35 protein-coding genes are annotated in these 20,213 nt (G+C 39.6%); 32 read left to right on the top strand and 3 right to left on the bottom strand.

Translation table 11 applies throughout. The annotated features are described in order from the left end of the window. Positions 1-58 precede the first annotated feature (58 nt). The 3 genes from NCY30_RS06715 to NCY30_RS06705 form a co-directional block, all read right to left on the bottom strand. Entirely contained in the window at positions 59-949 is an 891-nt protein-coding gene (locus NCY30_RS06715; RefSeq protein WP_055214636.1) for a hypothetical protein, read from the bottom strand. Positions 950-1,644: 695 nt separating this feature from the next. Next, the gene (locus NCY30_RS06710) at positions 1,645-2,517 is read right to left on the bottom strand and encodes a LysR family transcriptional regulator (RefSeq protein ID WP_055214638.1); all 873 of its coding nucleotides are present in this window, start codon (positions 2,515-2,517) and stop codon (positions 1,645-1,647) included. A 522-nt stretch (positions 2,518-3,039) separates the two neighbouring features. After that, on the bottom strand, positions 3,040-3,159 hold the full coding sequence (locus NCY30_RS06705) for a hypothetical protein (RefSeq protein ID WP_147578432.1): 120 nt from the start codon (positions 3,157-3,159) through the stop codon (positions 3,040-3,042). Between the two features lie 506 nt (positions 3,160-3,665). Between NCY30_RS06705 and rpsJ the strand changes: the two genes are divergently transcribed. From rpsJ to NCY30_RS06545, 32 genes are all read left to right on the top strand, one after another. Then, positions 3,666-3,977: a 30S ribosomal protein S10 gene (gene rpsJ, locus NCY30_RS06700; protein ID WP_006427379.1), complete on the top strand. Its 312-nt coding sequence runs from the start codon at positions 3,666-3,668 to the stop codon at positions 3,975-3,977. A 75-nt stretch (positions 3,978-4,052) separates the two neighbouring features. Beyond that, positions 4,053-4,733: a 50S ribosomal protein L3 gene (rplC, locus tag NCY30_RS06695; protein WP_006427382.1), complete on the top strand. Its 681-nt coding sequence runs from the start codon at positions 4,053-4,055 to the stop codon at positions 4,731-4,733. A 29-nt stretch (positions 4,734-4,762) separates the two neighbouring features. Continuing rightward, on the top strand, positions 4,763-5,383 hold the full coding sequence (rplD, locus tag NCY30_RS06690; RefSeq protein WP_006427384.1) for a 50S ribosomal protein L4: 621 nt from the start codon (positions 4,763-4,765) through the stop codon (positions 5,381-5,383). After that, complete coding sequence (gene rplW, locus NCY30_RS06685) at positions 5,383-5,688, top strand: 50S ribosomal protein L23 (RefSeq protein ID WP_006427386.1); 306 nt, start codon at positions 5,383-5,385, stop codon at positions 5,686-5,688. Before rplD ends, rplW begins: the two co-directional genes overlap by 1 nt. A gap of 57 nt (positions 5,689-5,745) precedes the next feature. Then, on the top strand, positions 5,746-6,588 hold the full coding sequence (rplB, locus tag NCY30_RS06680) for a 50S ribosomal protein L2 (protein ID WP_022416482.1): 843 nt from the start codon (positions 5,746-5,748) through the stop codon (positions 6,586-6,588). Positions 6,589-6,611: 23 nt separating this feature from the next. Then, a complete protein-coding gene (rpsS, locus tag NCY30_RS06675; protein WP_006427388.1) occupies positions 6,612-6,893 on the top strand; it encodes a 30S ribosomal protein S19 in 282 nt (93 codons plus the stop codon). A 26-nt stretch (positions 6,894-6,919) separates the two neighbouring features. Then, a complete protein-coding gene (gene rplV, locus NCY30_RS06670) occupies positions 6,920-7,306 on the top strand; it encodes a 50S ribosomal protein L22 (RefSeq protein WP_004607294.1) in 387 nt (128 codons plus the stop codon). Between the two features lie 11 nt (positions 7,307-7,317). Beyond that, positions 7,318-7,971: a 30S ribosomal protein S3 gene (gene rpsC, locus NCY30_RS06665; RefSeq protein ID WP_006427389.1), complete on the top strand. Its 654-nt coding sequence runs from the start codon at positions 7,318-7,320 to the stop codon at positions 7,969-7,971. Positions 7,972-7,973: 2 nt separating this feature from the next. After that, entirely contained in the window at positions 7,974-8,411 is a 438-nt protein-coding gene (gene rplP, locus NCY30_RS06660) for a 50S ribosomal protein L16 (protein WP_006427390.1), read from the top strand. Next, entirely contained in the window at positions 8,401-8,604 is a 204-nt protein-coding gene (gene rpmC / locus NCY30_RS06655) for a 50S ribosomal protein L29 (protein WP_021860015.1), read from the top strand. The genes rplP and rpmC overlap by 11 nt, the downstream gene beginning before the upstream one ends. A gap of 37 nt (positions 8,605-8,641) precedes the next feature. Next, complete coding sequence (gene rpsQ, locus NCY30_RS06650) at positions 8,642-8,896, top strand: 30S ribosomal protein S17 (protein ID WP_022416483.1); 255 nt, start codon at positions 8,642-8,644, stop codon at positions 8,894-8,896. 19 nt (positions 8,897-8,915) lie between these two features. Next, entirely contained in the window at positions 8,916-9,284 is a 369-nt protein-coding gene (gene rplN, locus NCY30_RS06645) for a 50S ribosomal protein L14 (RefSeq protein WP_006427393.1), read from the top strand. A gap of 15 nt (positions 9,285-9,299) precedes the next feature. Continuing rightward, positions 9,300-9,611, top strand: a complete 312-nt coding sequence (rplX, locus tag NCY30_RS06640) for a 50S ribosomal protein L24 (RefSeq protein ID WP_250818580.1) — start codon at positions 9,300-9,302, stop codon at positions 9,609-9,611. A 23-nt stretch (positions 9,612-9,634) separates the two neighbouring features. Next, positions 9,635-10,174 carry a 50S ribosomal protein L5 gene (gene rplE / locus NCY30_RS06635; protein ID WP_022416485.1) on the top strand — a complete coding sequence of 180 codons (540 nt, stop codon included), beginning with the start codon at positions 9,635-9,637 and terminating at the stop codon, positions 10,172-10,174. 11 nt (positions 10,175-10,185) lie between these two features. Beyond that, positions 10,186-10,371 carry a type Z 30S ribosomal protein S14 gene (locus NCY30_RS06630; protein ID WP_006427396.1) on the top strand — a complete coding sequence of 62 codons (186 nt, stop codon included), beginning with the start codon at positions 10,186-10,188 and terminating at the stop codon, positions 10,369-10,371. 12 nt (positions 10,372-10,383) lie between these two features. Next, complete coding sequence (rpsH, locus tag NCY30_RS06625; protein ID WP_118378334.1) at positions 10,384-10,785, top strand: 30S ribosomal protein S8; 402 nt, start codon at positions 10,384-10,386, stop codon at positions 10,783-10,785. Positions 10,786-10,911: 126 nt separating this feature from the next. Continuing rightward, entirely contained in the window at positions 10,912-11,454 is a 543-nt protein-coding gene (rplF, locus tag NCY30_RS06620; protein WP_006427398.1) for a 50S ribosomal protein L6, read from the top strand. 17 nt (positions 11,455-11,471) lie between these two features. Continuing rightward, positions 11,472-11,840, top strand: a complete 369-nt coding sequence (gene rplR / locus NCY30_RS06615; protein WP_022415193.1) for a 50S ribosomal protein L18 — start codon at positions 11,472-11,474, stop codon at positions 11,838-11,840. A 14-nt stretch (positions 11,841-11,854) separates the two neighbouring features. After that, positions 11,855-12,364, top strand: a complete 510-nt coding sequence (gene rpsE, locus NCY30_RS06610; RefSeq protein ID WP_006427400.1) for a 30S ribosomal protein S5 — start codon at positions 11,855-11,857, stop codon at positions 12,362-12,364. 14 nt (positions 12,365-12,378) lie between these two features. Further along, the gene (gene rpmD, locus NCY30_RS06605; RefSeq protein ID WP_006427401.1) at positions 12,379-12,558 is read left to right on the top strand and encodes a 50S ribosomal protein L30; all 180 of its coding nucleotides are present in this window, start codon (positions 12,379-12,381) and stop codon (positions 12,556-12,558) included. 29 nt (positions 12,559-12,587) lie between these two features. Continuing rightward, complete coding sequence (gene rplO / locus NCY30_RS06600) at positions 12,588-13,028, top strand: 50S ribosomal protein L15 (protein ID WP_006427402.1); 441 nt, start codon at positions 12,588-12,590, stop codon at positions 13,026-13,028. Then, positions 13,028-14,344 (top strand): preprotein translocase subunit SecY, encoded by a 1,317-nt coding sequence (gene secY / locus NCY30_RS06595; protein WP_250818579.1) that lies wholly within the window; start codon positions 13,028-13,030, stop codon positions 14,342-14,344. The genes rplO and secY overlap by 1 nt, the downstream gene beginning before the upstream one ends. A gap of 60 nt (positions 14,345-14,404) precedes the next feature. Next, positions 14,405-15,049: an adenylate kinase gene (locus NCY30_RS06590; protein WP_250818578.1), complete on the top strand. Its 645-nt coding sequence runs from the start codon at positions 14,405-14,407 to the stop codon at positions 15,047-15,049. 4 nt (positions 15,050-15,053) lie between these two features. After that, positions 15,054-15,818: a type I methionyl aminopeptidase gene (map, locus tag NCY30_RS06585; protein ID WP_161159408.1), complete on the top strand. Its 765-nt coding sequence runs from the start codon at positions 15,054-15,056 to the stop codon at positions 15,816-15,818. A gap of 25 nt (positions 15,819-15,843) precedes the next feature. Further along, the gene (locus NCY30_RS06580) at positions 15,844-16,092 is read left to right on the top strand and encodes a KOW domain-containing RNA-binding protein (protein WP_006427406.1); all 249 of its coding nucleotides are present in this window, start codon (positions 15,844-15,846) and stop codon (positions 16,090-16,092) included. A 12-nt stretch (positions 16,093-16,104) separates the two neighbouring features. Further along, positions 16,105-16,323 carry a translation initiation factor IF-1 gene (infA, locus tag NCY30_RS06575; RefSeq protein ID WP_004607275.1) on the top strand — a complete coding sequence of 73 codons (219 nt, stop codon included), beginning with the start codon at positions 16,105-16,107 and terminating at the stop codon, positions 16,321-16,323. Between the two features lie 180 nt (positions 16,324-16,503). Next, entirely contained in the window at positions 16,504-16,617 is a 114-nt protein-coding gene (gene rpmJ / locus NCY30_RS06570) for a 50S ribosomal protein L36 (RefSeq protein WP_005339020.1), read from the top strand. Between the two features lie 259 nt (positions 16,618-16,876). Then, positions 16,877-17,245: a 30S ribosomal protein S13 gene (gene rpsM, locus NCY30_RS06565; protein WP_022415191.1), complete on the top strand. Its 369-nt coding sequence runs from the start codon at positions 16,877-16,879 to the stop codon at positions 17,243-17,245. Positions 17,246-17,277: 32 nt separating this feature from the next. Then, on the top strand, positions 17,278-17,673 hold the full coding sequence (gene rpsK / locus NCY30_RS06560) for a 30S ribosomal protein S11 (protein ID WP_005332330.1): 396 nt from the start codon (positions 17,278-17,280) through the stop codon (positions 17,671-17,673). A gap of 66 nt (positions 17,674-17,739) precedes the next feature. Next, positions 17,740-18,333, top strand: coding sequence for a 30S ribosomal protein S4 (gene rpsD / locus NCY30_RS06555; RefSeq protein WP_006427408.1), 594 nt, complete (start codon positions 17,740-17,742; stop codon positions 18,331-18,333). Between the two features lie 29 nt (positions 18,334-18,362). Then, positions 18,363-19,322, top strand: a complete 960-nt coding sequence (locus NCY30_RS06550) for a DNA-directed RNA polymerase subunit alpha (protein ID WP_022415190.1) — start codon at positions 18,363-18,365, stop codon at positions 19,320-19,322. Positions 19,323-19,412: 90 nt separating this feature from the next. Next, the gene (locus NCY30_RS06545) at positions 19,413-19,949 is read left to right on the top strand and encodes a bL17 family ribosomal protein (protein WP_006427410.1); all 537 of its coding nucleotides are present in this window, start codon (positions 19,413-19,415) and stop codon (positions 19,947-19,949) included. Positions 19,950-20,213: the final 264 nt, after the last annotated feature.

Raw genomic sequence — 20,213 nt, 5'->3', positions numbered from 1 at the left:
CATCCGGATGTTATTTTGTTTAAATAAGTGCATTGCTTATTTATATGTTTTGCAGATATTAAGCAATACCTTTTGCTTTATCTTTCTTTGCTGCACTAAGTAATGTGTAAGAAGTCCAAAGAAGAACGATACAAATTAAGTTGATGAGCCAGAACATCGGAAGTCCTGTAACCACTTTCCATGCAATGAATACACCGATACATCCGCCGAGCGCATTACCGACTGTGTGTGGTACGTCATATCTGTGTGATTTAATGAACTCGATAGAACAAGCCGGCATTAAGCATGCGCAAGATCCCATGAATACAGGGAAGCATGTAGCAGCATCAACACCAAGAAGCAGACATGTTGCCATACATGGTGCATAAAGACCGAAACCGATATCCATTAAAGCACCCCATAAGATATTAAGAGCTGCGGCAACGATCAGTTTCCATCCGCTTAATCCTGTTGCAGTACCAACAATACCGAAAGGTCCGACACCTAAGTTCTTGCAAAGCATGATCGCAGCAAGAGGAATCATAATGGTTCCAAGAGCAATTCTGATCTTGTTACGTGGCCATTTTGTTACGATGGATGCAAATCCGAATGAACCAACAGCGGCACAGATATACATTACCCATAAGAAGATAGGATCACATTCTACAGAAGTTGTGAAGATGAATGCCTCAAAAATAACTGGGAATGTGTCACCAACATTCAGTGTACCCGGAATGTTGATATCATCAATCTGATTAAAAAGTTTGTACATGAATGTTGATGGTGCATAGGAACCACATCCTAAAGTATCAAGGAAGTTGGCTATGATACCAACCGCAAAAGCGGAAGCCCACTGCTTACCTGTAGAACCTTTGAGTTCATCCATGCGGTTCTTGCCTATGTCGACAACAAGGCCGATACCTGTTCCGGCGAACAAAACACCTAATAAAATTTGGATCGCTAATAACATAAATTCATCCCTCCAGATTTTCATATTTAATTGTTGACAAGCTATACATGTGAATACATAAGTGCAAAATGTATTTTAGCACTTTAAAAAAAGAAATCTTATACACCCCGATTTGTAAAGATTTTCTATAAATTCACGCATTGCTTTGTATTAATATTTTACCAATTAAATCGTTAAAAGTCAATCAAACATGAAAATTATAGACAGATTCAATAAGAAAAAGCACGACATCTGAACATGTCGTGCTCTTTCTTATTGGTATGTCATTGAGAGGTTTTTCCTCGTTGCATTGCAGTTTTGTCTTTATATACAAAGCTGGGGAATGCTCCTCTATATAGAGGATGTATATATCAATTGGAGTTCACCTTCGCAAGGTCATTCTTGGGGGAAACGACCGGCTTAGGTATAACTGCAATAACAACCATAATAATGGTTTCTTAAAAACAAATTACTATAATATAATGTCTGATTTTAAAAGAGCAGTTCCCGCATAATAGAATTCTGTTAAGGAACCGCCATTGGTGTCTGTGTCTGTTTTTAAGTTGATATTAATATAGCACGTTAATTCGATGATGTCAATAAGGATGGAAAAAACTGGCATTGCAACAAGAAAAACGTGATAAAGCGGGAGGTGTTTCGTGCAATTTTAATGAATAAATGAGAAAGAACGTCATTTACTCTGCATGAATATTGACTTAATCATCTAGCAGAAAGTCTTTTGCATATTCCAGAAAAGTCTTTGAAGCAGGTGACAGATTTTCGAGAGAAGAATATGCAAGTCCTAACTGTCTTGTAATTGTTGGCTTCAATGGACGTTTTACAAATTTTCCCTGCTGGCCGCGAAGTAAAAGACCCGGGAGGATAGAATATCCCAGTTCGTGTTCGACCATGGAAAGGGAAGAAAATTCATTTCTGGTTACATAGCGGATATCCGGATGGATTTTATGCTTTTTTAAAATACGGTGTACGTCGCTTCCTGGTGTGTATTCTGTGATGATAAAAGGTGCATCTTCAAATGCTTCGATTGGAATTTCTTCTTCTTTTGCAAGAGGATCGTTTTCTGGAACAACTGCGTACATCAAGTCGTTCATGACCGGAAGGAACTGATATTTATGATTTTTCTGCAGACTGATAAATCCGATATCTACACGTCGTTCCTGAATCCAGTCGGCAAGTTCTCCTTCAACCCCTTCGATAACCTGGATGATGATATCCGGATGTTTCTGCTGGAATTCTCGGATGATCTTTGGAATCCAGTGAATTGAACAGCTTAGATAAGTGCCGATGCGGATGGTTCCTCTCTGCGCACCATTTAATGCAGCAATTTCCTGATGAATTACTTCATCGGCATTCAATAATGTGCGGATTGCCGGAATAAGTGACTTTGCTTCATTTGTAAGTGTAATACCGTGGTGGTCTTTGATGTAGAGCGGGAACCCGACTTTCTTTTCCAGATTTTTCATCATTTGCGTAATACCGGATTGTGTGTATCCAAGTTCCGCGCCTACGCGGGTAAAGCTGCCGTAATCATCAACGGCTAACATGATTTTCCAACTTTTGATGTCCATTCTTTTATTCTCCAATGTATGAAAATACAAAAATTTATAAAAAATTTATTTGCTTATTAATAGTAGCTAAAAAATATCAAAATTACAAGCTTATCGGATGACTTTTTTAAAATCATCGTATGAATCCGAATACATTTAAAATGATGATTATCATAAATATCGGAACAACAATGCAGGTAAGGATTTTGTCGTATAAAGTTACTCTGCCGAACTTACCGTCATTGGTGAGTTCTTTTTCGTATTCTTTAAATCCCCAGGTGTGATATTCCGGAAGCATCCAGCCATGGAAGTTTAATATTACTTAAGAGTCCGAATCTGAGGGAAATGATAATGTTACCGATTCCGACAGAGAATAAAACCTGGGTTGCTGCCTGGGAAAATACAGTGAAATTGAATTTGCTAAAATCAGGCAGAAGATAGTATTTTAAACCATTGATTGCATTGCTGGTTACGAACATTGCTCAGATACTACATATAATAAGGAAGAGAAAGAATACAGCATAATGATTTTGGTTACTTTCTCTACAAGGCGAGATATGCGAATTTCCAAATGTTTCCGAGGCCGATCGCAGCTCCTGCGGCAACCATAATGTAACCAAAACGAGAGTTCCATTCACGAGATTGATTTCCATTTTCACTCATATGTAACACACTCCATTCATTATAATATTGTGCAAAAAAAGGGAAGCAACACATCCATGATGTCTGACTCCCCTGATTGCTTTGGTTTATAGTAATAGTATAGTCTGGAAAATTTGAAATATCAATAAAATATTAGAAAATGTAATATTAAAATAAGAGAAAATAATACTATTTGGCAAAAACTTAACATGTTTGAGTGGAAAGTACAAAATAAATTGTATGAATAAAAAAACAAAAAAAGTACTTGCAAAATGTATGGGAATCGGATATACTAAGAGAGCTGTGACATGATAGCGTTGAAGCGTGAGGTTGCTGCTAGGAATTAGCAGGTTTTCCGTGGAGCGAATGTCAAGTTAGGAAACTGGCGACAAGTCACTGTACGAAACTACTATAACGGCCACTGCGATGTGGTAACAACGTGTGGGTTCTCACGACACACACGGGAGAGTGTACAGTCACCGCTTGTCGTACTCGATTATAAGTACGAAAAGGAGGCGACTTTTTTTATGGCAAGTCAAGTAATGAGAATCACTTTGAAAGCGTATGATCATCAGTTAGTAGATGCATCCGCTAAGAAAATCATCGAAACTGTAAAGAAAAATGGATCTAAGGTGAGTGGACCTGTACCACTTCCGACAAAGAAGGAAGTAGTTACAATCTTAAGAGCTGTTCACAAATACAAAGATTCCAGAGAACAGTTCGAACAGAGAACTCATAAGAGACTGATCGATATCATTGCACCAACACAGAAGACTGTAGATGCATTATCTAGATTAGAGATGCCAGCTGGTGTAGCTATTGATATCAAAATGAAATAAGAAGCAGTAATTCCTATAATTTAGGATGAGCGTCCAATCGGGCGTTCCGCTGTAAATCACAGGAGGTAAAATAAAATGAAGAAAGCTATTTTAGCAACAAAAGTCGGAATGACTCAGATCTTCAACGAAGACGGAACACTTACTCCGGTAACAGTTCTTCAGGCTGGACCTTGTGCTGTAACACAGATCAAGACTGTTGAGAATGACGGATACGAAGCTGTTCAGGTTGGATTCGTTGACAAGAAAGACAAGATCATCAACAAGGACAAAGGCGGAAAGAAAGAAATTGTTCACCGTCACGGTGTAACAAAGGCAGAGCAGGGACACTTTGCTAAAGCCGGTGTTACAGGTAAGAGATATGTAAGAGAATTTAAGTTTGAAAATGCTAGCGAATATGAGTTAGGCCAGGAAATCAAGGCTGATATTTTCGCTGCTGGAGATAAGATTGACGCAACTGCAATCTCTAAAGGAAAAGGATTCCAGGGTGCAATCAAACGTCACAATCAGTCAAGAGGACCTATGGCTCATGGTTCTAAGTATCATCGCCATGCTGGTTCAAACGGTGCTTGTTCAGATCCAAGTAAAGTATTCAAAGGAAAACACATGCCGGGACACATGGGAAGTAAGAAGATTACAGTCCAGAATCTCGTAGTTGTACGTGTTGACGCTGAGAACAACTTACTTCTGGTTAAAGGTTCAGTACCGGGACCTAAGAAATCTTTAGTAACTATCAAAGAAGCAGTAAAAGCTAACTAAGATTTGGCGAAGGAAGGAGGACACTTAAGATGGCTAACGTATCTGTTTATAATATCGAAGGTAAAGAAGTTGGTAAGATCGACTTAAGCGATGCTGTATTCGGTGTTGAAGTTAATGAACATCTTGTACACATGGCAGTTGTAAGCCAGCTTGCAAATAACCGTCAGGGAACACAGAAAGCAAAAACACGTTCTGAAGTTTCTGGTGGTGGAAGAAAACCATGGAGACAGAAAGGAACCGGTCATGCAAGACAGGGATCTACAAGAGCTCCACAGTGGACAGGCGGCGGAGTTGTATTCGCACCAGTTCCGAGAGATTATTCTTTCAAAATGAATAAGAGAGAGAAGAGAGCAGCTCTGAAATCTGCACTCACATCAAGAGTCGAAGAAAACAAATTCATCGTAATCGATGAGATCAACTTCGAAGAAGCAAAGACAAAGAACTTTGCAAACATTCTTAAGAATTTAGATGTATCTAAAGCATTAGTAGTATTAGAGGATGACAACAAGAACGCAGAGCTTTCAGCAAGAAACATCGCTGATGTTAAGACTGCAAAGACTAATACAATCAATGTGTACGATATCTTAAAATACAACACAGTAATCACAACAAAAGCTGTTGTTGCTAAAATCGAGGAGGTGTACGCATAATGGCAAATGTTCAGTATTATGATGTAATCCTTAAACCTGTAGTAACAGAAAAGAGTATGGAACTTATGGGAGAAAAGAAATACACTTTCTTAGTACACCCAGAAGCAACAAAATCTCAGATTAAAGAAGCTGTTGAAAAGATGTTTACAGGAACTAAAGTAGAGAAAGTAAACACAATGAACAACGATGGAAAGAAGAAAAGAGTTCGTGGAACTTACAACTTCGGAAAAACAGCTAAAACTAAAAAAGCAATCGTAAAACTTACAGAAGATAGCGCAGATATCGAAATCTTCCAGGGATTATAAGATTGCAAAGCATACGGATAGAAACCGTGACAATAAACAATTGAAAGGAGATTAATCATGGGAATTAAAACATACCGCCCATATACGCCTTCCAGAAGACAGATGACTGGTTCTGATTTCTCTGAAATCACAAAGACAACACCAGAAAAATCTCTGTTAGCTCCAAAGAGCAGACAGGCTGGACGTAATAATCAAGGAAAAATCACAGTTAGACACCGCGGAGGCGGAGCTAAGAAAAAATATAGAATTATCGACTTCAAAAGAAGAAAAGACAATATCCACGCTACTGTACTTGGTATCGAATATGATCCAAACAGAACAGCTAACATTGCTCTGATCTGCTATGAAGATGGTGAAAAAGCATATATCATCGCACCTGAAGGACTGACAGACGGAATGACAGTTATGAATGGACCAGAAGCTGAAGTTAAGATCGGTAACTGCCTCCCATTAGCACAGATTCCAGTTGGTACTCAGATCCACAACATCGAGCTTCATCCTGGAAAAGGCGGACAGATGGTTCGTTCCGCAGGTAACAGTGCTCAGTTAATGGCTAAAGAAGGAAAATATGCAACTCTCAGACTTCCATCAGGAGAAATGAGAATGGTACCGCTTGAGTGCAGAGCTTCTATCGGAGTTGTAGGAAATGGTGATCACAACCTGGTCAACATTGGTAAAGCAGGACGTAAACGTCATATGGGAATCAGACCTACAGTTCGTGGTTCTGTTATGAACCCGAATGACCATCCGCATGGTGGTGGTGAAGGTAAGACAGGAATCGGTCGTCCGGGTCCGTGTACACCTTGGGGTAAACCAGCACTTGGTCTTAAGACAAGAAAGAAAAATAAAGCTTCTAACAAGATGATCGTAAGAAGAAGAGATGGTAAAGCAATTAAATAGTTTTCATAAGGAGGTTAGAACCTATGGCACGTTCTATTAAAAAAGGACCATTCGCAGACGCAAGCCTGCTTAAAAAGGTTGATGCTATGAACGAGGCTGGAGACAAGTCTGTAATCAAGACATGGTCCCGTCGTTCTACAATCTTCCCAAGCATGATCGGACACACAATTGCTGTTCATGACGGAAGAAAGCACGTACCTGTATATGTTACTGAAGATATGGTTGGACACAAACTCGGAGAGTTCGTAGCAACCAGAACTTACAGAGGACACGGAAAAGACGAAAAGAAATCCAAAGTTAGATAATTAGATTGTGAAAGGAGGGTTCATCCATGGCTAAAGGACATAGATCCCAAATTAAAAGAGAAAGAAATGCTAACAAAGATACAAGACCTTCTGCTAAGTTATCTTACGCAAGAGTTTCTGTTCAGAAAGCATGCTTCGTATTAGATGCCATCAGAGGTAAGGATGTAACAACAGCACTTGGTATTTTGACATATAATCCAAGATATGCTTCTAGTTTAATAAAGAAATTATTAGAGTCTGCAATTGCAAATGCTGAGAACAACAACGGCATGAATGCTGAGAATCTGTACATTGCAGAGGCTTATGCAAACAAAGGACCAACAATGAAGAGAATCAGACCTAGAGCACAGGGTAGAGCTTACAGAATCGAAAAGAGAATGAGCCACATTACACTCGTGCTTGATGAAAGATAAGGAGGGCAAACATGGGACAGAAAGTTAATCCTCATGGTTTGAGAGTCGGAGTTATCAAAGACTGGGACTCAAGATGGTATGCAGAGAAAGATTTCGCAGACTGCTTAGTGGAAGACCATGAAATCAGAACATATCTTAAGAAGAGATTATACAGTGCTGGTATTTCTAAAATTGAAATCGAGAGAGCATCTGACCGCGTAAAGATTATCGTTTACACAGCAAAACCTGGTGTTGTAATCGGTAAAGGTGGAGCAGAGATCGAGAAAGTAAAAGGTGAATTAGCACAGTTTACAGATAAAAAGTTAATCGTTGACATCAAAGAAATCAAGAGACCGGATAAAGATGCTCAGTTAGTAGCTGAGAACATCGCATTACAGCTTGAGAACCGTATTTCTTTCAGACGTGCAATGAAATCATGCATGTCAAGAACTATGAAATCTGGAGCACTTGGTGTTAAGACTTCTGTATCAGGACGTCTTGGTGGAGCTGATATGGCTCGTACAGAGTTTTACAGCGAGGGAACAATTCCTCTTCAGACACTGAGAGCAGACATTGACTACGGATTCGCTGAAGCAAACACAACTTACGGAAAAGTTGGTGTTAAAGTTTGGATCTACAAAGGCGAAGTTCTTCCGGAGAAAACAGTTAAGGAAGGAGATAGATAATCATGTTAATGCCAAAAAGAGTAAAACGTCGTAAACAATTCCGTGGTACCATGAAGGGTAAAGCTCTTCGCGGTAACCAGATTACAAACGGTGAATATGGTATCGTTGCAACGGAACCTTGTTGGATCCGTTCTAACCAGATCGAAGCAGCCCGTATCGCTATGACACGTTACATCAAACGTGGTGGTAAAGTTTGGATCAAGATATTCCCAGATAAACCTGTAACTACGAAACCAGCTGAGACACGTATGGGTTCTGGTAAAGGAACCTTAGAATACTGGGTAGCTGTTGTTAAACCGGGACGCGTTCTTTTCGAGATCGCAGGTGTACCAGAAGAAGTTGCTAAAGAGGCTCTTCGTCTTGCAACTCACAAGCTGCCATGTAAATGTAAAGTAGTTTCTCGCGCAGACTTAGAAGGCGGTGATAACAGTGAAAATTAATGCATTTGTTGAAGATTTAAAAACAAAATCAGCTGCAGAGCTGAATGAAGAATTAGTAGCTGCTAAAAAGGAACTTTTCAATTTAAGATTCCAGAACGCAACAAACCAGTTGGACAATACAAGCAGAATTAAAGAAGTAAGAAGAAATATTGCCAGAATTCAGACAGTAATCACTGAAAAGGCAGCTCAGTAGAAACTGAAAACTCACAAAATGAAAGGAGTTACAGACTGTGGAAAGAAATCTTAGAAAAACCAGAGTTGGTAAGGTTGTCAGCAACAAGATGGATAAAACTATCGTTGTAGCAATCGAAGATCATGTAAAACATCCACTTTACAAGAAAATTGTAAAGAAGACATATAAATTAAAAGCACATGATGAAAACAATGAGTGCAATATCGGCGACAAAGTAAAAGTTATGGAAACAAGACCTCTGTCAAAAGACAAGAGATGGAGACTTGTTGAAGTTATGGAAAAAGTGAAATAGTATAAGGAGGGAAACCTGCATGATACAGCAAGAAAGCAGACTTAAAGTAGCAGACAACACAGGTGCGAAAGAGTTACTGTGTATCCGTGTACTTGGCGGCTCAACAAGAAGATATGCAAGTATCGGTGATGTAATCGTTGCGACTGTTAAAGATGCAACACCAGGCGGCGTTGTTAAAAAAGGTGACGTAGTTAAAGCTGTAGTTGTTCGTACTGTAAACAGTACTCGTCGTAAAGATGGATCTTACATCCGTTTCGATGAAAATGCTGCTGTAATTATAAAAGATGATAAGACACCAAGAGGAACCCGTATCTTCGGGCCAGTAGCAAGAGAGCTTCGTGACAAACAGTTCATGAGAATTGTTTCTCTGGCTCCGGAAGTACTTTAAGGAGGTGCGCGTAAGATGTCAATGTTAAAGATCAAAAAAGGTGATACAGTTAAAGTAATCGCCGGTAAAGATAAAGACAAAGAAGGCAAAGTTATCGCTGTTAACCAGAAGACTGGAAAGGTTATCGTTGAAGGCGTAAATATGCTGACAAAGCACACAAAACCAAGTGCTCAGAACCAGGAAGGCGGAATCGTTCGTCAGGAAGGACCTATCGATATCTCTAACGTAATGTATGTTCACAAAGGAACAGCTACAAGAGTTGGTATCAAGATGAACGGAGACAAAAAAGTACGTTACGCTAAATCAACAGGCGAAGTGATTGATTAATTTGAGGAAGGAGGTCCAAAGCTTTGAGTAGACTGAAAGAACAGTACCAGAACGAGATCATTGATGCAATGATCAAAAAGTTCGGTTATAAAAATATTATGGAAGTACCAAAACTCGATAAAGTTGTTATCAACATGGGTGTTGGTGAAGCAAAAGATAACGCAAAACTTTTAGATGCTGCAATCGCTGACATGGAGAAAATCACAGGTCAGAAGGCTGTAGTTTGTAAAGCTAAGAAGTCCGTTGCTAACTTTAAGATCAGAGAGGGTATGCCGATCGGATGTAAAGTTACATTAAGAGGAGAAAAGATGTATGAATTCGTTGACCGTCTGGTTAACCTTGCACTCCCACGTGTACGTGACTTCAGAGGTGTAAATCCTAACGCATTCGACGGAAGAGGTAACTACGCTCTCGGAATTAAAGAGCAGCTGATCTTCCCAGAAATCGAATACGATAAAGTAGATAAGGTAAGAGGTATGGATATCATCTTCGTTACTACTGCTAAAACAGATGAAGAGGCACGCGAACTGCTTACTCAGTTCAACATGCCATTTACAAAATAAGGAGGTAAATTATGGCTAAGACAGCAATGAAAGTAAAACAGCAGCGCAAGCAGAAATTCTCCACAAGAGAATACAATCGTTGCAGAATCTGTGGACGTCCACATGCATATTTGAGAAAATATGGTATCTGCCGTGTTTGCTTCCGTGAGTTAGCATACAAAGGACAGATTCCAGGTGTTAAGAAAGCAAGTTGGTAGGAGGAAAGAACAATGACAATGAGTGATCCAATCGCAGATATGCTTACAAGAATTCGTAATGCAAATACTGCTAAACATGATACTGTAGATGTTCCGGCATCCAAGATGAAGCTTGCTATCGCTAATATCTTGTTAGATGAAGGATATATCGAAAAATACGACGTTATCGAAGACGGAGTATTCAAAACAATTCACATCACACTGAAATACGGTGCTGATAAGAACGAAAAAGTTATCACAGGCCTTAAGAGAATTTCTAAACCAGGTCTTCGTGTATACGCTTCAAGCGAGAATGTACCTAAGGTATTTGGTGGACTTGGAACAGCAATCATTTCCACAAACCAGGGTGTAATCACTGATAAAGCTGCCAGAAAGCTTGGTATCGGTGGAGAAGTTCTCTGCTATATTTGGTAAGAAACCCGCGAGCAACTTAGTGAAGGTGTGCCGTAAGGCACAGCCTGAACTGATTGCCATATAGAAACTGAAAACAGAGAAGCCATAAGAGCTTTTCCGAGAATCTAAGTTAAGGAGGAACAAGGTATGTCACGTATCGGAAGACATCCAATCGCTATCCCGGCAGGCGTAACTGTTGAGATCGCTGAGAACAATGTAGTGACTGTTAAAGGTCCAAAGGGAACACTTGAGAAAGCACTTCCAACAGAGATGGAAATCAAACAGGAAGGCGAAGAAATCGTTGTAACAAGACCAAATGACTTAAAGAAGATGAAATCTTTACATGGTCTTACAAGAACACTGATCAATAACATGGTTATTGGTGTAACAGAAGGATACCAGAAGGTTCTGGAAGTTAATGGTGTTGGATACAGAGCAGCAAAATCAGGTAACAAATTAACACTGAACCTTGGTTATTCTCATCCAGTTGAGATGGAAGATCCTGAAGGCGTTGAGACAGTAGTTGAAGGTCAGAACAAGATCATCGTTAAAGGACTCAGTAAAGAAAAAGTTGGCCAGTACGCAGCTGAAATCAGAGACAAGAGAAGACCGGAGCCTTACAAAGGTAAAGGTATTAAGTATGCTGATGAAGTTATCAGACGTAAAGTTGGTAAGACTGGTAAAAAATAAGTAAGGAGAGTGTGAAAATGGTTAGCAAAAAATCAAGAAGTGAAGTTCGCGTAAACAAGCACAGAAAATTACGTAACCGTTTATCTGGTACAGCTGAGTGCCCACGTTTAGCAGTATTCAGAAGTAATAATCATATGTATGCTCAAATTATTGACGATACAGTTGGAAATACACTGGTTTCCGCTTCCACTCTTCAGAAAGATGTGAAAGCAAACCTGGAGAAAACTAACAACGTTGATGCAGCAGCATATTTAGGAAAAGTAATCGCAGAAAAGGCCCTTGAAAAAGGTATTAAAGACGTTGTCTTCGATAGAGGCGGATTTATTTACCAGGGTAAAGTACAGGCATTAGCAGACGCAGCTAGAGAAGCTGGGTTGAATTTCTAGAAGGAGGAGCACACATGAGACAGGAACGTATTGATGCTAATTCATTAGAATTAAACGAAAAAGTAGTATCAATTAAACGTGTAACCAAAGTTGTTAAGGGTGGCCGTAATATGAGATTCACAGCTTTAGTAGTTGTTGGTGACGGAAATGGCCATGTTGGTGCAGGTTTAGGAAAAGCTACAGAAATTCCGGAAGCAATCCGCAAAGGAAAAGAAGATGCAGCTAAGAATCTCATCTCTGTAGCATTAGATGAAAATGACAGTGTAACACATGATTATATCGGTAAATTCGGAGGCGCTTCTGTATTACTTAAGAAGGCTCCAGAAGGTACTGGAGTTATCGCCGGTGGTCCGGCGCGTGCCGTAATCGAGATGGCAGGAATCAAGAACATTCGTACAAAATCTCTTGGTTCTAACAACAAACAGAATGTAGTACTTGCTACAATCGAAGGATTACGCCAGATTAAAACTCCAGAAGAAGTAGCTAAGCTTCGCGGTAAATCTGTTGAAGAGATCTTTGGCTAAGGAGGTAGAACAAAATGGCAGATTTAAAAATCACATTAGTAAAATCTACAATTGGTGCTGTACCTAAGCATAAGAAAACTGTTGAAGCATTAGGACTTAAGAAGCTGAACAAAACTGTTGTACTTCCAGATAATGCAGCAACAAGAGGTATGGTTAAACAGGTTTCTCACCTGGTAAAAGTAGAAGAAGTATAATTAATTTATTCGGATAAGGAGGTGTCACAATGGATTTATCTAACTTAAGACCTGCTGACGGATCAAAGCAGAGTGATAATTTCAGAAGAGGACGTGGACACGGTTCTGGAAATGGTAAGACAGCTGGTAAGGGACATAAAGGTCAGAAAGCTCGTTCAGGAGGTACAAGACCTGGTTTCGAAGGTGGTCAGATGCCATTATATAGAAGAATACCAAAGAGAGGTTTCACTAACAGAAACACTAAGACAATCGTTGGTATCAACGTAAGTGCTCTTGAAGTATTTGAGAATGATACAGTTGTAACTGTAGATACATTAATCGAGCAGGGTATCGTTACAAATCCAAAGGATGGAGTTAAGATCCTTGGAAATGGCGAACTTACTAAGAAACTTACAGTTCAGGCTGATGCATTCAGCGCAGGTGCTGTAGCTAAGATCGAGGCATTAGGTGGAAAAGCAGAGGTGATCTAATGTTAGAAGCATTTCGAAAGGCATTCAAGATAAAAGATATTCGAAAAAAGATCGGATATACATTTTTGATGTTAATCGTAATACGAATTGGATCGCAGTTGCCAACACCAGGCGTAAATGGTGAATATATTAAGAATTTCTTTGCTCAAAACACTGGAGAGGCGTTCAATTTATTTAACGCCTTCACCGGTGGCTCTTTTGAGCAAATGTCTGTATTTGCCTTAAGCATTACACCTTATATTACTTCATCAATCATAGTTCAGCTGCTTACAATTGCAATTCCGCAGTTGGAAGAAATGCAGCGTGACGGCGAGACCGGAAGAAAGAAAATTGTTGCTATTACAAGATATCTTACCGTTGGTCTTGCTTTAATTGAATCTGGAGCTATGGCGGTCGGATTTGGACGTCAGGGACTTCTGGTGAAGTATAATTTTGTTAATGCAGCAATTGTCGTATTAACACTCACGGCTGGATCAGCTTTTCTGATGTGGATTGGTGAGAGAATTACAGAAAAAGGTGTGGGCAATGGTATTTCTATTGTCCTGGTGATCAACATTATCTCTCGTATTCCGAGTGATATGAAGACGTTATTTGACCAGTTCGTGAAAGGAAAAGCGATTGCTTCCGCTTGTCTTGCAGTATGTGTAATCATTGCAATCATTCTTGCATTGGTTGTATTTACCGTAATTCTGCAGGATGGAGAAAGAAGAATTGCTGTACAGTATTCCCAGAAAGTAGTTGGAAGAAGATCTTATGGTGGTCAGTCTACAAACATTCCGTTGAAGGTTAACACTGCAGGTGTTATCCCGATTATCTTTTCATCATCTTTGATGCAATTTCCAATTGTAATTGCATCATTCCTTGGAAAAGATAACGGAAGTGGAATCGGAAGTGAGATACTTCGAGGATTGAATCAGAGTAACTGGTGCAATCCGGAACAGATTAAATACTCTTGGGGACTGGTATTATATATTGTCCTGACTGTATTCTTCGCATATTTTTACACTTCAATTACATTTAATCCATTGGAGATTGCAAATAATATGAAGAAGAGCGGTGGATTCATACCGGGAATTCGTCCGGGAAGACCAACAGTAGAATATTTGACAAAAATCTTGAATTATATTATTTTTGTTGGTGCATGCGGATTGATTCTGGTACAGATTGTTCCGATATTATTTAATGGATGGCTTGGAGCAAAAGTATCCTTTGGCGGTACTTCTCTGATCATTATTGTCAGTGTAATATTGGAAACACTTAAACAAATTGATTCAATGACGCTTGTAAGAACATACAAGGGATTTTTAAATAGTTAATATTTTGACTCGCGGGAAGATTTTTTTCGCGGGTTAAAATGCTATAAGGAGGAACTGCCAATGAAAATTATTATGTTAGGTGCCCCTGGAGCGGGCAAAGGAACCCAGGCAAAAAAGATTGCAGCGAAATATGATATTCCACACATTTCCACAGGAGATATCTTCAGAGCGAATATTAAAAACGGAACAGAACTGGGAAATAAGGCAAAAACATACATGGATCAGGGACTGTTAGTTCCGGATGAACTGGTAGTAGGTCTGGTAGTAGATCGTGTACAGCAGGATGATTGTAAGAATGGTTATGTTCTGGATGGTTTCCCGAGAACAATTCCACAGGCAGAGGCTCTGGATAAGGCTCTGGCAGAATTCGGAGACAAGATTGATTATGCAATTGATGTGAATGTTCCGGATGAGAATATTGTAAAGCGCATGGGTGGACGCCGTGCATGCGTAGGATGTGGAGCAACTTATCATCTGGTATATGCACCGACCAAGACAGAAGGAATCTGTGATGTATGCGGAAAAGAGCTTATTTTAAGAGACGATGACAAACCGGAGACAGTACAGAAGAGACTGAATGTATATCATGAGCAGACACAGCCTCTGATCGATTATTATACTAAAGCAGGTATTTTAAAGACAGTAGACGGAACGGTTGACATCAATGATGTATTTGCAGCGATTGTAGAGATACTTGGAGCATAAGACTATGGCAATCACGATTAAATCTGAAAGAGAAATCGAATTGATGGCGGAAGCCGGAAAGATACTCGAACGTGTACATAATGAACTGGAAAAAGCACTTCACCCGGGAATGAGTACCAAGGATATTGATACACTGGGGGAGGAAATCATCAGAAGCTATGGATGTATTCCTTCTTTCCTGAATTACAATGGATACCCTGCATCGATCTGTGTATCGGTGAACCAGGAAGTTGTTCATGGAATTCCGGATAAACACAGAATCATTCATGAAGGTGATATTGTCAGTCTGGATGCCGGGGTAATCTATAAGGGGTATCATTCGGATGCAGCAAGAACACATGCGGTCGGTGAAGTCAGTGAAGAAGCGAAAAAACTGATCCAGGTTACAAAAGAATGCTTTTTTGAGGGTATAAAATATGCCAAAGCAGGGAATCATCTATTTGATATATCCGGTGCGATCGGCAGATATGCCGAAGAAAGAGGTTATGGTGTTGTAAGAGATCTTTGTGGACATGGAATCGGAACAGCGCTTCATGAGGCACCGGAAATCCCGAATTATGAAGTGGGACGCAAGGGTGTAAAATTAAGACCCGGTATGACACTTGCCATCGAGCCGATGATCAATATAGGAACTTACGAAGTTGACTGGCTGGATGATGACTGGACAGTTGTAACAAGAGACGGTTCTTTATCGGCACATTATGAGAACACGATACTGATCACCGAAGGCGAACCTAGAATTCTGTCCTTAACCTGTGACAATGAATAGACGGATATAATAAGAGGAAACAGATATGGTGATGTATGAAGCAGGAATGCTTGCAAGATCAAAAGCCGGACATGATAAAGCACAGATGTATATCATAAAAGAAGTGGATGATACATATGTATATCTGGTGGATGGCCGCATCAGAACACTCGGCCATCCGAAGAAAAAGAAGAAAAAGCATGTACAGATCGTTCACGGGATATATAATATGAAAGAACTTGATGATGCAGGCATAAGAAAGTTAATTAAGGATTGGATGAAAGAAGAGAAGTAGGAGGAAGATAGAATGTCAAAGGCTGACGTTATTGAAATTGAAGGAACTGTAGTAGAAAAACTGCCAAACGCAATGTTTCAGGTAGAACTTGAGAATGGACATCAGGTATTAGCTCACATCAGCGGAAAGCTGAGAATGAACTTTATCAAGATCCTGCCGGGAGATAAAGTAACATTAGAGCTGTCACCATACGATCTTTCAAAAGGAAGAATCATCTGGAGAGATAAATAAGAACTCTAACAAAAATGTGTAAAAATAAGTCAAAAAACTATTGACTTATCTTGCAAATAAATGCTATACTATATAAGCACGTTTTCTGGGTGTATTTATGCGCTGGAATCTCTGAGTTGCGATTTCAACAGAAAGCAGTGTAGCAACAAAGGCATAGCAATGGATGAAAGGAGGATCCCCGTGAAGGTTAGATCATCAGTAAAACCAATTTGCGAAAAATGCAAAGTAATTAAAAGAAAAGGAAGCGTTCGCATTATCTGCGAAAATCCAAAGCACAAACAGCGTCAGGGTTAATTCTGAGCAATGTTTGATGTATTTAGGCGGCTGATAGTGGACACGCCAGGCGGTGTGGATACTATTTCAAATATACAAGGCGCACCCGAAAGACCGGTGACGATCCTCGTATATTGCTTCTAATGCCGGCTCGTCATTACCGCATAGTTTCCATAACATGAGCGGTGGCCGGAAAGGGCATGATACCGAACATGCCTGGGACAAAATCATGTCCCCTATTAAAGACAATTAACAATGAAAGAAAATGGAGGAAATTCACATGGCTCGTATAGCAGGTGTAGACTTACCAAGAGACAAACGTGTTGAGATCGGATTAACTTATATCTACGGAATCGGTAGAACAAGTGCAACTCGTATCTTAACAGAAGCAGGAGTTAATCCTGATATTCGTTGTAGAGATCTTACAGACGACGATGTAAAGAAAATCAGTGCTGTAATCGATGAGACTCAGACAGTAGAAGGTGATCTTCGTAGAGAAATCGCCCTCAACATTAAGAGATTACAGGAAATCGGATGCTATAGAGGAATCCGTCACAGAAAAGGACTTCCAGTTCGTGGTCAGAAGACTAAGACAAATGCTAGAACTAGAAAAGGTCCTAAGAGAACAGTAGCAAACAAGAAGAAATAATTTATTTAAGGAAAGAGTAGGTTAGTTTTATTATGGCAAAGAAAGTTACAAAAAAAGTGACAAAGAAACGTGTCAAGAAAAACGTTGAACACGGACAGGCTCACATCCAGTCATCTTTTAATAACACAATCGTAACATTAACAGATGCACAGGGAAATGCTCTGTCATGGGCAAGTGCAGGCGGTCTCGGATTCAGAGGTTCAAGAAAATCTACCCCTTATGCAGCTCAGATGGCAGCTGAAACAGCAGCTAAAGCAGCATTAGTACATGGTTTAAAATCAGTTGACGTAATGGTTAAAGGACCAGGTTCAGGTAGAGAAGCAGCAATTCGTGCCCTGCAGGCATGCGGAATCGATGTAACAAGCATCAGAGACGTTACACCAGTACCACACAATGGTTGCCGTCCACCAAAACGCAGAAGAGTCTAGTACTATTATTATTCACTACGTTAACGGATTGTATGTGTCCGAATTATATAGGAGGAAAACAAAAACATGGCAGTAAATAGAGTTCCGGTTCTTAAAAGATGTAGATCCCTCGGAATGGATCCAGTTTATTTAGGAATTGATAAAAAGTCTAACAGACAGTTAAAAAGAGCGAATAGAAAAATGAGCGAGTATGGTCTCCAGTTACGTGAGAAACAGAAAGCTAAATTCATCTATGGTGTATTAGAGAAACCTTTCCTGAACTACTTCAAGAAAGCATCTAAGATGAATGGTATGACAGGTGAAAACCTGATGGTACTCTTAGAGTCAAGACTTGACAACGTTGTATTCCGTCTTGGACTTGCTAGAACAAGACGTGAAGCAAGACAGATCGTTGACCACAAGCACGTACTTGTAAACGGAAAACAGATCAACATCCCTTCATACCTTGTAAAGGCTGGAGATGTTGTAGAAATCAAAGAAGCTAAGAAGAGCTCACCAAGATACAAAGAGATCGTTGAGGTTACAGGCGGACGTCTTGTTCCAGAATGGTTAGAAGCTGATCTGGAAAACCTGAAAGGAACAGTAAAAGAACTTCCAAAACGTGAAGCAATCGATGTTCCTGTAGATGAGATGTTAATCGTCGAGTTATATTCTAAATAATAAACCGTAACCCACAGGAGGTGGACTTAGTGTTTGATTTTAATAAACCCAATATTGAAATAACTGATATTTCAGATGATAAGAAATATGGTAGATTCGTTGTAGAACCTCTTGAAAGAGGTTATGGTACAACATTAGGTAATTCTCTTAGAAGAATTATGCTTTCATCTTTACCTGGTTCAGCAATCAGCCAGGTTAAGATTGACGGTGTTCTTCATGAGTTCAGTTCTATTCCGGGTGTTAAGGAAGATGTCACTGAGATTATCATGAACTTGAAATCTCTGGCAATCAAAAACACATCTGAATCTGATGAGCCTAAGACAGCTTATATCGAGTTTGAAGGCGAAGGCGTTGTAACAGCAGCTGATATTCAGGTGGATCAGGATATTGAAATCATGAATCCGGAAACTGTAATCGCTACATTAAACGGTGGTGCAGACAGCAAATTGTATATGGAACTTACCATTACAAATGGAAGAGGCTACGTGAGTGCCGATAAGAATAAAAATGACGAACTGCCAATCGCAGTGATTCCAATTGATTCTATCTACACTCCAGTGGAACGAGTGAACCTTACAGTAGAGAATACCCGTGTCGGACAGATTACAGACTTTGATAAGCTTACATTGGATGTATACACAAACGGCACACTGCTTCCGGACGAAGCTGTAAGTTTGGCTGCAAAGGTACTTAGCGAACATCTGAAACTCTTTATCGACCTGTCAGAAGTGGCTCAGGCTGCAGAAGTTATGATCGAGAAAGAAGACGATGAAAAAGAAAAAGTTCTTGAGATGAGCATTGATGAACTTGAACTTTCTGTTCGTTCATATAACTGTCTGAAGAGAGCTGGCATCAATACAGTTGAAGAACTGACAAACAGAACACCGGAAGACATGATGAAAGTACGTAACCTTGGACGTAAGTCTCTGGAAGAAGTACTTGCAAAATTAGATGAGTTAGGCTTAAGCCTGAGTAAAGGTGAAGAATAATCTGTCAGTAAGCCCGAAAGTGCATGGCAGAGCATTTGGCTAGTAAGCCCGAAGAAGCATAACCAAGTGTTATAATGGAGGATATTTAAAATGGCAAAATATAGAAAACTTGGCAGAACATCAAGCCAGAGAAAAGCATTATTAAGAAACCAGGTAACAGCACTTCTGAATAACGGAAAGATCGTTACAACAGAAGCTAAGGCTAAAGAGATCCGCAAGATCGCTGAAGGTCTTATCGCATTAGCTGTTAAAGAAAAAGATAACTTCGAAGAAGTTACTGTAAAAGCTAAAGTTGCCCGCAAAGACAAAGATGGCAAGAGAGTAAAAGAAGTTGTAGATGGTAAGAAAGTTACTGTATATGACGAAGTTGATAAAACAATCAAAAAGGATATGCCAAGCAGACTGCATGCTCGTCGTCAGATGCTGAAGGTTCTTTATCCTGTAAAGGAAGTTCCAACTGCACAGGCTGGAAAGAAGAAAAATACAAAAGAAGTTGATCTCGTAGCTAAATTATTCGATGAGATTGCTCCTAAGTATGCAGATCGTAACGGTGGATACACAAGAATCGTAAAGATCGGTCAGCGTAAAGGTGATGCAGCTATGGAAGTTCTGATCGAACTTGTATAGTTAGAAGTCAATTTTATAAAGAGGGGGGAACTACCAAAAGGGGTTCCTCTTTTTTTTATAAAATTCGATATTGAAACCAGAAAAAAATATATTATATATGCAAACAGTGGCTTTGAACGAAGTGAACGGAACAGTTTGCATATATAATATATTTTTTTTGTACGGAATAATATTCAAGATTTGTTAAAAATCTGACTATAGCGTTAAATTTACTACTATTAACAAATATGATTACAAATTATCAAATAAATGATATAATATCGT

Origin of the sequence: Dorea sp. MB18-49, assembly GCF_023669465.1 — a bacterium.
Classification (GTDB): Bacteria; Bacillota; Clostridia; order Lachnospirales; family Lachnospiraceae; genus Dorea_A; species Dorea_A longicatena.
This window is presented reverse-complemented; position numbering and strand designations above follow the sequence as displayed.